15 protein-coding genes and 2 pseudogenes are annotated in these 11476 nt (G+C 59.1%); 6 read left to right on the top strand and 11 right to left on the bottom strand.

Going from position 1 to position 11476, the window contains the following annotated elements; all coding sequences use genetic code 11:
* Window positions 1-231: hypothetical protein (locus EN984_RS38165; RefSeq protein ID WP_206517411.1), on the top strand; the 231-nt coding region annotated here is incomplete at its 5' end.
* 111 nt (window positions 232-342) lie between these two features.
* Window positions 343-909, top strand: coding sequence for a hypothetical protein (locus EN984_RS07440; RefSeq protein WP_127271259.1), 567 nt, complete (start codon window positions 343-345; stop codon window positions 907-909).
* A gap of 72 nt (window positions 910-981) precedes the next feature.
* Here the strand turns inward: EN984_RS07440 and EN984_RS07435 are convergent, their stop codons facing one another.
* The 6 genes and pseudogenes from EN984_RS07435 to EN984_RS07415 all read right to left on the bottom strand — a co-directional run bounded on the left by EN984_RS07435 (window position 982) and on the right by EN984_RS07415 (window position 3115).
* Window positions 982-1353: a DUF1515 family protein gene (locus EN984_RS07435; RefSeq protein WP_127271257.1), complete on the bottom strand. Its 372-nt coding sequence runs from the start codon at window positions 1351-1353 to the stop codon at window positions 982-984.
* Window positions 1354-1386: 33 nt separating this feature from the next.
* The gene (locus EN984_RS07430; protein WP_127271255.1) at window positions 1387-1575 is read right to left on the bottom strand and encodes a hypothetical protein; all 189 of its coding nucleotides are present in this window, start codon (window positions 1573-1575) and stop codon (window positions 1387-1389) included.
* Between the two features lie 255 nt (window positions 1576-1830).
* Entirely contained in the window at window positions 1831-2148 is a 318-nt protein-coding gene (locus EN984_RS39495; protein WP_306663782.1) for a hypothetical protein, read from the bottom strand.
* A 69-nt stretch (window positions 2149-2217) separates the two neighbouring features.
* Window positions 2218-2277: pseudogene (locus tag EN984_RS39490) on the bottom strand (hypothetical protein); the annotation flags it as partial.
* Window positions 2265-2627 (bottom strand): glycosyl hydrolase 108 family protein, encoded by a 363-nt coding sequence (locus tag EN984_RS39485; RefSeq protein WP_306663780.1) that lies wholly within the window; start codon window positions 2625-2627, stop codon window positions 2265-2267. The gene EN984_RS39485 and the pseudogene EN984_RS39490, both read right to left, overlap by 13 nt.
* An 83-nt stretch (window positions 2628-2710) precedes the next feature.
* Entirely contained in the window at window positions 2711-3115 is a 405-nt protein-coding gene (locus tag EN984_RS07415) for a hypothetical protein (protein ID WP_127271253.1), read from the bottom strand.
* Window positions 3116-3256: 141 nt separating this feature from the next.
* Here EN984_RS07415 and EN984_RS07410 point away from each other — a divergent pair, with 141 nt between their 5' ends.
* The 4 genes from EN984_RS07410 (at window position 3257) to EN984_RS07390 (ending at window position 6503) form a co-directional block, all read left to right on the top strand.
* Window positions 3257-4273, top strand: coding sequence for an acyltransferase (locus EN984_RS07410; protein WP_164748683.1), 1017 nt, complete (start codon window positions 3257-3259; stop codon window positions 4271-4273).
* 496 nt (window positions 4274-4769) lie between these two features.
* The gene (locus tag EN984_RS07405) at window positions 4770-5129 is read left to right on the top strand and encodes a calcium-binding protein (protein ID WP_127271250.1); all 360 of its coding nucleotides are present in this window, start codon (window positions 4770-4772) and stop codon (window positions 5127-5129) included.
* Window positions 5130-5237: 108 nt separating this feature from the next.
* Window positions 5238-5891, top strand: a complete 654-nt coding sequence (locus EN984_RS07400; RefSeq protein WP_245464995.1) for a thermonuclease family protein — start codon at window positions 5238-5240, stop codon at window positions 5889-5891.
* Between the two features lie 339 nt (window positions 5892-6230).
* Window positions 6231-6503: a hypothetical protein gene (locus tag EN984_RS07390; RefSeq protein ID WP_127270097.1), complete on the top strand. Its 273-nt coding sequence runs from the start codon at window positions 6231-6233 to the stop codon at window positions 6501-6503.
* Window positions 6504-7007: 504 nt separating this feature from the next.
* On the opposite strand, the pseudogene EN984_RS38640 reads toward EN984_RS07390, so the two are convergent.
* The 5 genes and pseudogenes from EN984_RS38640 to EN984_RS07360 form a co-directional block, all read right to left on the bottom strand.
* Window positions 7008-7124: pseudogene (locus tag EN984_RS38640) on the bottom strand (ATP-binding cassette domain-containing protein); the annotation flags it as partial.
* A gap of 165 nt (window positions 7125-7289) precedes the next feature.
* Window positions 7290-8237 (bottom strand): ABC transporter permease, encoded by a 948-nt coding sequence (locus EN984_RS07375; RefSeq protein ID WP_127270099.1) that lies wholly within the window; start codon window positions 8235-8237, stop codon window positions 7290-7292.
* A complete protein-coding gene (locus EN984_RS07370) occupies window positions 8234-9817 on the bottom strand; it encodes a sugar ABC transporter ATP-binding protein (RefSeq protein ID WP_127270101.1) in 1584 nt (527 codons plus the stop codon). The genes EN984_RS07375 and EN984_RS07370 overlap by 4 nt, the downstream gene beginning before the upstream one ends.
* Before the next feature lie 65 nt (window positions 9818-9882).
* Window positions 9883-11025 (bottom strand): substrate-binding domain-containing protein, encoded by a 1143-nt coding sequence (locus EN984_RS07365; RefSeq protein ID WP_164748684.1) that lies wholly within the window; start codon window positions 11023-11025, stop codon window positions 9883-9885.
* 76 nt (window positions 11026-11101) lie between these two features.
* Window positions 11102-11476, bottom strand: a 375-nt coding sequence (locus tag EN984_RS07360) for an aldehyde dehydrogenase family protein (protein ID WP_127383683.1), incomplete at its 5' end; no start/stop codon positions are given.

Raw genomic sequence — 11476 nt, 5'->3', positions numbered from 1 at the left:
CGACAGCCGCTCACGTTTCGTGAAAACGGGCTTCTGATAGGTCTTCTTCATCGACATTCCCCTTTGTCAATCCGCAATGTGCCACTCTTTGCCTTCGACCGGGCAGCGTGTCAATCGCTCGACAAAAAAGCCCGCCACCTCTCGGCAGCGGGCAAGGTCTGGAGTAACTGCATAGGTCAACGTGTGGCGGCGGGGTTGGTTGCGAGGCGCTACTCAGCCGTTGGGAACTAGCCCTGTGGAAACCGGGTATCACGCAGTTCTCAGTTTGAGACTGCATTAGGAATCACTCGGGTTGTGTTACTTAGGGTAACCAGAATCTCTGGTTGCATCAATAGTTTAGGTATGAAATCCGGCCAAATTGGGCCGAAAGGAAATCAGCCCAACCTCCCTCTCGTTGTTGAGAAAGAGCGAGAAATCGACGGCGTTATTATGGGCGTTCTTTCAGATGGGACGCCATACCTCAATCAACGCGGGCTAGCGGCTCTTTGTGATGTGCAGAACGCGCACATCGGCACAATCAGCAGTCAGTGGAACGACGTCGATCAAAAGCCCCGCATTCAGCGGATAAAGGCGATCCTTGAAAAAGTTGGCAAAGTCCCGGCAACTGCCCATATCGAGGTGACGCACCGGGGCGTGATCCATTACTGCTACCCGGCTGATGTCAGCCTTGCGATCATGGAATATTACGCCATCGATGCCGGGGTGAACGTCTCGGAAAAAGCCCGCGACAACTACCGCATTCTCGCGGGCTCCCGCCTTCGCGATATGATCTACAGCCAAGTTGGCTACGATCCGCGCCGGGGCAAGGACGTTTTTGCGAAATGGCATGAACGGCTGGCTTTGAACTACCAGTCAGCGCCGAAGGGGCATTTCCACGTCTTCAATGAGGCTCACACGGGGGAGCTGTAACTGAGTAGTGCTATGCCTCAAGCGATTGCCCTGGCGCGACCTTCAAAGCGATGAGCGAACGTACGGCTTTCGTCACCCGCCCCGCAGCACGCGCCAGATGTCGTGCCAATAGGCGGTAACAAGGGAGGCCAGGGCCGCCGCCGCCATGCCGGTAACGCCCAAAGCGCCGAGCCCCATCAGCTTCCACCGGGTCACCTCGGCAGTGACCGCTTTAACGCCCGTCATGTCGTCGTTGAGCGTGCTTACAGCGGTTTCCGTGGCCGCAACGCGGTCGACCAGTTCGTCGGTTTTGGCATACATCTTCGACCGGCTGGCGGCAGCGCGCTGTTCGGATTGCTCGTAGCTCAGGGCGACACGGGAATCGCTGTCCTTGATATCGCGTCGGATCTCCGTGATATCCCGCTGCATGTTCTGCGTGGCCTCCAAGAGCCCGCCGATCATCATTTCCAGGCTCTTGTTCGCCGAAGTGTTCGCCTGCTAGTTCAGTTCGGCCCGGCGCACGGCGCTGGCCTTGGTGTGGCGGTCGCACTCGGCGGCCGTGTAGAGCTTGACGGCGCACCCCGGCGCCATCGTGCGGTCGATCTTGTTCTGATCCTCGAAGGTCTTGCCCTTGGCCTCGGCGAGGCTGCTACCTATCGCCGCCCGGAGGGCTGGAACACCGCTCACGCCGGAAGTCCCACAACCCGCCAGCAGAATTGCAGTTGTCAAAATTCCGGCTGGCATCAATGCCTTTGCGGATCGCATCCTGATTGTCCTTCTCGATCTTGGCGCGGACCTCGTCGGCGCCCCAGTGCTTTATTAGTTCGTAGCCGCCCCACACCGCGCCCGAAGCGACGGCGATGGTCGCGGCTATCGCGATGACGTCGGCGAGTGTTCTGTTGATGCCGAGGACACTGGCGATAATCGCTATGATGGACCCAATCAGCCGCCCACCTCCGCTTTGATCTGACGCACCGCAGAGACGATCTGGGAGCGAAGCAGGAGCAGGACCAGCAGGAACACCAGCAGGACAACGCCGCCCGCGAGAACCGCCTGCCAGTCCATTCCGGCGAGCCAGCCGAGACCGATGGCGCCGGAGCCGAAGAGGCCGGTCAGCCAGGAAAGGAACCCAGATTTCTCCATGACTTTCTGTTCGACCTTTTCAGGAACAACAGGTTTGTCGACCGGCACCTTCACCTCGACAGTCACTGGGGGCGGTGTGTCGGGCAAAGCTGACAGCTTCAGCGCTTCGGCGCGCACCGACTTGACGCGGTCGGACCAGCCACGGCCGAAAGTTTTCCATGTCGGGAGACGCTTCAGGAAGCCTAGGCGCTTGTCGCACAGTGCGTCGATAACAACGCCGGCCGGCTTGGCCTTTACAGCAGCAATTGTAGCTGGACCGATGCGACCGTCCTGCCTGACGCCCACAACCGCCTGAAGGTACTGGCAGCCCGAGCCGGCCCAGAGTTGACGGCAAAATCAAAGACGGCGTAGTCGACACCGCCGGGAAGCTGGGCACCAGCCGTCGCATCCCAGTAGAACCGCCGGTATACTGTCGATACTTGGGCATCAGTGATCTTGCGCAGATCGGCCTTGGTAGCATCGGCTTTCACATAGCGGCGGAAGTTGGCGAGCGTGACGCCTTTCATGGTGGCGCCGCCGGGGTCAGCCGGATTGTCTGACCAGAGGCCTTCAGATTTCAGAACGAGCGCAAGCGCCCGCGCAAAGTTGCGGTCCATGGCTAGTACCTTTCTGCCGTGATGGGCAGTCATTGAGTTTGGCAATGAAGGTGGGAGGGCTGAAAATCAGCCGGTTGAGGAGATCAGCGGTCTAAGCGCTCGCATTCATCAAGTAGGCCACCAAGCTCCAGGCAGAGATCGACGCGGCCGAGGCTGTTGGCGTTGTCATTAATCCCCATGCGGCGGTTGTAGGATGTCACGGTGTCTTTCAGTTGAGAAACACGACCGGCCTTATGACCGCTCGAATAAGCGAAACCAGCGATGCAAACACTTGCGGCGATTGCAAGCGCGGCAGTCTTGGCGTTCATTGATATTTTCGCCTCTCGAATCAACTTGGGGAGAATTCGTCCATGGAAGACAGTTTGACTGAAATAGCGGCGCGGCTCCAGATGCTCTGGAAGGCTTGGGCTCCCGCAATCGGCCTTGGCGTTGCCGCAGCCATCGGCATGATTTGGACCGTTTATTTGCCGATAGTTGGGCTTCGCCATCTGCTCGGGTACAACTAGCGGGGACTCGGCCCCTGGGCCGCCAGGGCCGGTTGAATGCGCGCCGCTAGGCCGAGAGCCTACCAATGGCCAAGCCGCTGTTTAGCTTCGACAGTTGCAGGACGGCTTGGTCCCGGAGGCATAATGATCGTTCCGAAAAGATCGTATCGATCCATCCAGGGTTTACGGGCGATCGCCGCTTGGATGGTCGTCCTCGGGCACGCAGTCATAGAGGCAAACGCACTGTCCGGCCAGAATACCCTCATGCCCCTTCGCCCATACACTGACGTCATATGCCATTTTGGTGTCGATATCTTTTTCGCCATAAGTGGGGCGATAATGTATTTGATCACGCAGCGAAGACAGGATGCCGGACGGATAGCGGACGCTGGTCGTTTCACGCTCCGGCGCGTACTGCGCATACTTCCTTTGTTCTGGCTGTCCATGATTCTCACGCTCTGGACCGGGAGGGGCACGCCGCCACCTGACGTGTGGGCCTGGACGCGCCAGCTCTTCCTCATCGATTTCCCTTTGCCCCAGCCAGTCGGCTGGACGCTTGTATTCGAGATCAGGTTCTATGTGCTGGTTGCTGTCATCGTGATGATATTTCGAAACCGCAAGCTGGGTTTTGCCGCTCTGGCTGTCTTTCTTCTGCTGGTATCGCAGGTTTGGCCGACAGCCGAAACGATGACAAGCCCGATCATGTTGGAATTTGTGATGGGGATCGCTGTCGCGGCGGTATGCCAATCAGGGATCCGCTTGCCGGCGAGCTTGCTGCTCTTGGGCGCCGTGGGCTGGTTTCTCTATGCCTCTATTTGGTTATACCCCACCATGGAGATCAATGCGTTCCGCTGGTACGGCTTCGGTCCGCCTGCCGCGTTGTTACTTTGCGCGGCGATGATGCTGGAGCGCGATGGCAAGCTGAGGACGCCATCACTGGCGCTGGCTGCCGGAAACGCTAGCTACAGCACGTATCTCTGGCACCTGGGCCTGATAGGCGTATTGAGCTCGTTCTGGTCGCGTAGCCCCCTGGCGAGCGTTGTCTATCTTTTTGCGTTGCTTTTCCTGACGGCCGTCGTCAGCGCAGTGAGCTATCGCTTGATCGAGCGACCGCTTATCGTGCTTTCGAAACGCCGCGTAGAGAGCGGGGAACTCCATTAAGCCCTGAATTTTGGATTGCCCCAGCGGCTTCGATCTGGCTGAATGGGCGATTTAAAGAGTATGTGCGTTGACATCGCCCCAGCCTAAGACCGCACACCGAACAAAGCGGGCTCCCTTGCAAAGACTCTCGTCCTGGTAGGCCTGAAATTGGAAATCGATGTTCAGTGCGCACCCGCAAAGAGCGAGCCTATGAGACCGTCCGGACCGAGATCGTCAAGATCAAAACTGCTATGGAGGCTCATCACGGAATTCAATTGGAGCGACTACGTCATCGCCGCAATCCTAGTCGCGGCAAATTATGGTTTGATTTCTGCAGTCACCGGGGCTTGGCCAATCGAATACGGCTACATTCGGCTACTACTCGATTTCTAGCCGCGCAGATCAGCACGCCCTGCCATCTTATCGACAATCATGGCTTAGCTGATCAGGCCATTTCGCCCGGCAGTTGCGAGCAGCTGGATCTTGTGCAACTCTTTCAAACTGGGGGAGTGGGCACATGTATTGGCAAAGGGTGTTGTCTTTAGGGGCTTTGCTCCTCTTTTCTGCTTGCACATCCGACTACTTGAACAACTATGACTCGGTGACGCTCGCGGCCGGCGATGCGAACCACGCCAACATGCTTCTGCAGACCGTCGATCCTCTCAATCCAAACAGCAACAACACCCACATCGAGGGCGACGGCGCCCGCGCGGTGGCCGCCTTCAACGCGTATCGGCGCGTGGCGCCCGCTGGTGGTGCCGACTTGGACTGTGCAGGCGGCAAGGGAAACAATCCGGTTGTAGCCGGTCCTGTGAAAATCACTGGTGCTGACACCAACCGGCTGGATGGCGATCACGACGGCGTAGGCTGCGAGTAAATGGACAAATCCCGATACGACAATCGCTCAGACCAATGGCGCAAACGGCAAGGTGCACAGCGTCGGCGTGCCCGCCTAATAGCGGCCATCCCAAAGCGGCTGGTCTTCGTGACGGTTGCTGCGGCAGCCGCCTTCGTCGCGCAGTTCGCCGTGCAGCACAGCGAAAGTTCCCCTGACCTTCACGTTTCCAACTGGATCGGACGTACCCCGGAGCCGATCGCCGGCGTCGCCTCTGTCATCGATGGCGATACGATCGAGATTCATGGGCAACGCATCCGCTTCAATGGCATCGACGCCCCCGAGTCCGCCCAGCAATGCGACGACGCCAAGGGCGTTCGCTACCGGTGCGGGGCGAAGGCCGCTGCAGCACTGGACGGGTTCTTGGCCGCCTCGAGGCCGGTCACATGCACCTTTATCGCCTGGGACCGCTACAACCGCTTTGTGAGCGACTGCCGGCGTGCGGATGGCGCCAGTGTGGCCGCATGGATGGTCGAAAACGGCTATGCGCTCGACTGGCCCAAGTACAGCGGTGGCGCCTATGCAGCGCAGCAGGCGAAGGCCGAGGCGGCGAAGGTCGGCCTGTGGGTCGGACAGTTCCAACTGCCGTGGGAGTGGCGGGCCGGGTATGGAGACAACGCCAGGCCGGCAGTGAGCCAATCCCTAGGCATCGTCGGGCGCCAGGTCGCGCAGCTATTCCTGCCAGCCGCGGCGGAAATGCTCGCAGATCAGCTCGTGCGACGAGGCTCAATGGTATCTCAGTAACTGTCCGTGGGGTGGCAAACTGGACCGTGATGGCGACGGGCAGGCGTGTGAAACGCTCTGCTAGTGAGTGATTATCGGCTGTGAGGGTCGCGGACCGATTTGGGGGTGTGGGGGACTACAATGAGAATGGGTCGACGAGCCGCAGTTTCGGCTGCGGTAGCCTTGGCGCTGGCAACCGCCTCATGCACGACCTCGCAACAGACACTAGCCAAGAACCCGAGTGCCGTCAGCACTTCAGCCCTTTGTAGAACCTTATCCTCTACGAAGGATGCGAAGTTTCAGGACGATCTCTACGCTGAGCTCGTTCGGCGATCCGTGACTCTCGTCCAATGCGCCGACATGATCAGAAAGCAAAATCAGGCGATAGCTGCCGGTATCGCCATTGCAGCTGTGGGCGCAGCCGTTGCGGTATGCTCGAATAACGACTGTGGCGGGGGCGGATACGGCAGGCCGAATTATTACCAAGGCGCCGATTGGGACGAGTTCTACAACCAATATCGCCAGCTCGTTTGGGCTTGCCGCGATATCGCTACCGGCCAGTTCGTCGACTACAGCAATTGCTTCGGCAAAGCGCAGACAGATTGGCGCTGGCCCGCCAAGTACGCCTACTGAAACACACCAGCAGTCACGAGATTGGATGGCGGAATAGACTACTACATCTACGAGAACTGGACCCACGATCATGGCCGGATCCATCGAGCTGATTGCGGGTTTTGCAACGAGGGTTAAGGCACGCAAGGCTGGAACCGGAGATAGGAACGGCCGCTGGCACGGACCACTTGATCGGGAGGCGGCGTTCGCAAAAGCTGCCCAACTCGATCGCGCCGATATGCGCGCGTCCTCAATATGTGATCCCTAGACGGTCACTTGGACGGGGACCAACACTAATTCCATAGCGGCAAATCGGTCCAGTTCGCGGGGAAGCCCGCGTGACCGATCTTGATATTTGGCGCCACAGGGAATGCCGCCATATGTTCTCTCAGGCGATCCGCCCAGTTGGTCCGCGGGTTAATACGTTTGAGTAGCACCCTCATTATTGCCAATGCCGCATAAGGCCTGCGATTAGCTCCAGCCATCTGCAGCAAATGGTCCAGCTCGCGCATGCAGGATCGAATGCGGCGCATAGACCGCACCGTCGAGACGCATCTGACCGCTGTTTGGCGCAATCACACCGCTGAGAATCTTGACCAGCGTGGATTTGCCGGCGCCGTTTTCGCCGAGCACCGCATGGACTGGCGGCGACACACTCAACAGACTTCCTCAAAAACGCTCTCTTCCATCCCAAAATATGCAGTGAGAACGTTCTCTTTTTTCTCGAAATGCGCTGTGATCAACAGATCATCGACGCTTGAATTGCGGAGCCACATATCTTCGGATTTTCATACCGGGCTGCTGTTTTCAACGGCGGTTCAATGAGACCGCAATGATGATGATGGCTCCTTTGATGACCTCTTGGATGCTGGTCGATAGACCGAGCACGAGAAGACCAAACCCGAGAATGCCTATGAAGATTGCGCCGACGACGGAACCGACGATTGATCCATAACCGCCAAAGAGACTTGTCCCGCCTATGATCACGGCCGCGATCACATCCAGTTCGAGACCCGCTCCCAGGCTGGGATTGCCGGCCGTGGAGCGGGCTGCGAGCATCAGGCCAGCAAGGGATGCGGTCATGCCGGATAGTACAAAGGCGAAAATCTTGACGCCGTCCGTGCGCACACCGGAAAAGCGCGCGGCAACAGCATTTCCACCGGTCGCATAGACACGTCTGCCGTAGGGCATCTGATGCAGCAGGTAGTAGCCGACAGCCGTAAGGACGATCGTCCACCAGATCGGTGCCTGTATGCCCAGAAAACTGCCGTTCCAGAACAGATTCGAAAAATCATCGTCGACGATCGACACTGGCCGGGTGCCGGTGATGGTCAGCGCCAGTCCGGAGAAGATAGACAACATGCCAAGCGTCACAAGAAACGATGGAATGCGCAGTTTTGTAACCAGCACGCCCGACACCGCGCCGATCGCGGCTCCGGCGCCCAACACCAGAAGGGCGGCGACATAGGTCGGCACACTTTGATCGAGCAGCAACGCTCCGATCATACCTGAAAAGCTGGCAACCGAACCGACCGACAGGTCGATTTCACCGCAGATGATAACGTACGTCATGCCGATCGCCATCACGGAGACGATGGCTGTGATACGCAGAACGGCGCTTGCGGTTGAGACCGACGCGAAGTGGGGGGCGAACAAGACGAAATAGAGGGTGATCGCCAGGAAGATCACATAGGTGATGTGATCGCGGAAAAAATTCATCGCACTTGCGCTCATCGGCATCGAGGATGGTTTCATGCTGCAACTCCTTGGGCGCGTACTGTGGTCTGTCTGGCGACCTCGGCCTGCAGCAACGCGCGAAGCCCAGTCTCGTCGTGCGCGCTGCCCATGCTGCGCGTTATCCGCCCCTGCGCCATCACCAGAATGCGATCGGACAAATCCAGAAGTTCTTCGAGTTCCGAAGAAATGAGCAGCACGGCGACGCCATCGCCTGCCGTGCGGCGCACAAGCTCGCGCATATCGCGCTTGGCATTGACGTCCACGCCGGAAGTTGGCTCATCTAGGATCAACAGCTTCGGCTTCATTGCCAGCCATTTTGCGAAGACAATCTTCTGCTGATTGCCGCCCGAAAGCTCCTGGGCTTTTTGTAAGGGACCGCGGCACAGGATATTAAGGTCGTCGCGGTATTGTCTGAACAAAGCCGCTATCCGGGCCTTTGCCATCGGTCCAAAGGGACCCGCGAGCGAGAAATCGGAAAGGCGGGGAAGCGCAAGATTCTCCTCGATGGAGCGCCCGCCAACAAGCCCTTCGAGCCGGCGGTCTTCTGGAACAAGGGCCACACCAGCAGTGATGGCCCCGCGGACGCTGCCCAGCCGAACGGATTCTCCTGCGACGGTGATGTGGCCGGATACATCCGGAAGGATACCGAACAAGGCCTTGCCCAAGGTCGAGCGGCCGCTGCCGACAAGCCCGGCAAGACCGACGATCTCGCCTGGATCGATCGAGAACGATACGTCGGACAGCTTGCGCGACGTGGCTAGATCGCGGACCTCAAGGGCCGGCGCCCCGACCGACGTTGCCGGGCGGCGTTTTGTGGGCGCTGCTGCGGTCGGCAAAGGTGCGTCGCCCCTTGGCCGTGACATCATCGCGGCGATATCCTCGATGGATGTCTTGCTCGGATCAAGTGGGCCAACCAGTCGCCCATCCTTGATGATCGAAATGCGATCCGAAAGCCGCAGCACATCGGCCATGCGATGGCTGATGTAGACGATACCGATTCCGCCCTGCTTTAGCTGACCGATGGTGCGAAAAAGCGTTTCTTCCTCGTGGATGGTCAGAGATGAAGTCGGCTCATCCATGACGAGCAGCTTGGCGCCCCGCGAGATCGCCTTGAGGATCTCGACCATCTGCCGTTGGGCGAAGGCCAGATCGCCCACGCGCGCAGAAGCATCAAGCGAGAAGGCGTACCGCTCGATCAGAGCCTGGGCATCACGAACCATTTTTCTGCTGTTGATACGCCGGCCAAAGGAGAGGGGCTCGCGAAGGACAAAGAGGTTTTCGGCAACCGAGCGGTTCGGCAAGACGCTCAGTTCCTGGAAGATCATTGCAATACCGCGATCGATCCTCTCGCGAAGCGACAAGCTGGTGACGTCCTCTCCGGCGAACAGAATGCGGCCCTCATCCGTTCGATAGGCTCCCATGAGAATCTTCATGAGCGTCGATTTGCCCGCACCGTTCTCGCCGAGCAGCGCGTGTGTTTCACCGGCCATGACCTCGAATGAAATATCAGACAGCACGCGGTTCGCGCCAAACGACTTGCTGATGCGTTGCATCGCTACAATCGCGTTCTGGGACGGTGACGTTTTCGCTTCGGCCATGACGATTTTCTCGGTCGCTCGGGAGCGTCGGCGGACTGTTGGAGCCCGCCGACGGAACAAGGGGGCTAGAAGCACTTGCCGTTGCAGATTTTTACCACTGAGGCTGGAGCATCTTCCTTGGTGACCAGCTTGAGGGCGCTGAGAAGGTCGAGCTTCTTGACGCGCAACGTCGGCACCGAAATGTATGGCGGGACGTCATGTCCAAGCAACGCAAGCGCGGCCGCCTTGGCCTCGGCGACGCCCTGGTCGTAGGGACGCTGCGCGCCTACGGCCAGAAATTCGCCGCGTGCAACGTTCAGCGCGCTGTCCGCGGCAATGTCATTCGTGGTGACGACGATGTCGCGGCCGAGTGTCTTTGCCGCGGCCACGACTTGCTGGGCGGGCGTGTCCCAGGCAACGAAAATACCCTTCATGTCGGGATGCGCCGTCAACATTGCGGTGGCAACCTCGTAGGCCTTCTCTGGCGCCGTGAAGGTGCCGACATCCGCGACCTTGATATCGGGATGTTCGCCGAATGCCTTCAAGGCACCGACCTTGCGGGCCGCGACGGAGTAGTAATAGTCATAAACCAGCGTGATGATGCCGACCTCACCCTTGCCGCCAATCGCCCCGACAAGTTCCTGCGCGGCGAAATAGGCATTCTTTTCATTGTCGGAGGCGACAACGGTCACATAGTCCTTGCCCGGGGCCATATCGACCGGGACGTTGTCCATGAAAACCAGCTTGATGCCGGCTGCCGCCGCCTTCTTGTAGGCTTCGGACTCAGATTTCGGATCGATCGGAATCGAGAAGATTACGTCCGGCTTGCGGGCGGTCATCTGCTCCAGATCGCTGATTTGCTGGCCGGGCTGGAACTTGGCGTCGGTGGTTCCTACGACCTCGATACCGAGGTCCTTGAGCGTGTTGCTGATTCCGGCGACCTGCAACTGAGGCCAGCCGGCATCCATGGTGTGCATCACCAGTCCAGCGGTAAACTTTCCCGCCTTGAGCTTGGCAAGGTCCTCATCGGAGAATTTCAGCACGTCCGGCGACACCGCCGGCGGACCATCCGGGAAGCCTGGGACGGGTTGGCCTCTCGGCGACAGGGGCAGCGGCTCGAGCAGAGCTTGTGCTTCCGGTGGGATGGTGTCATCGGCGAGAGCCGACGATCCGGCCAGTCCCGATAGCGCCAACGCCAAGGCGGCCGCCATAAATCCACGATAGTGCATTTCATTCCTCCCGATCATATGAAACGGCCGTAGCGGCCGGGTGGCGACCTGGCTGGTCGTACTGGTTGGGCGCTGTTCAGCGCCCGTAAGGCATCAATGCCGCCGTGGCGGCACCCGAATAGTTCACGTAGACCGTCTTCTTGCGCATGTAGCTCTCGAGCCCATGCACGCCGTCGTCGCCGCCCAGCCCGCTTTCGCGGAAGCCGACATGGAAACCCTGCAGCATTTCCGGTCCGATCCGGTTCACGTAGATCTCGCCGAACGAAACCTCGTTGACGGCGTTCATGACGCGGCCCAGATCATTGGTGAAAAGATAGGCCGACAGGCCATAGTTGCTGGCATTGGTGATGCTGACAGCCTCCTCGAAAGTGTCGAAGGGCATGATCGGCACGACCGGGCCGAAGATTTCGCGCGTCATGATCGGCATGTCAGGCGTCACATCTGTCAGTAC

The sequence above is a fragment of the Mesorhizobium sp. M7A.F.Ca.CA.004.12.1.1 genome (genome assembly GCF_003997835.1).
Classification (GTDB): domain Bacteria; phylum Pseudomonadota; class Alphaproteobacteria; order Rhizobiales; family Rhizobiaceae; genus Mesorhizobium.
The sequence above is the reverse complement of the archived record's forward strand: the minus strand, read 5'-3'. Positions and strand labels throughout refer to the sequence as shown.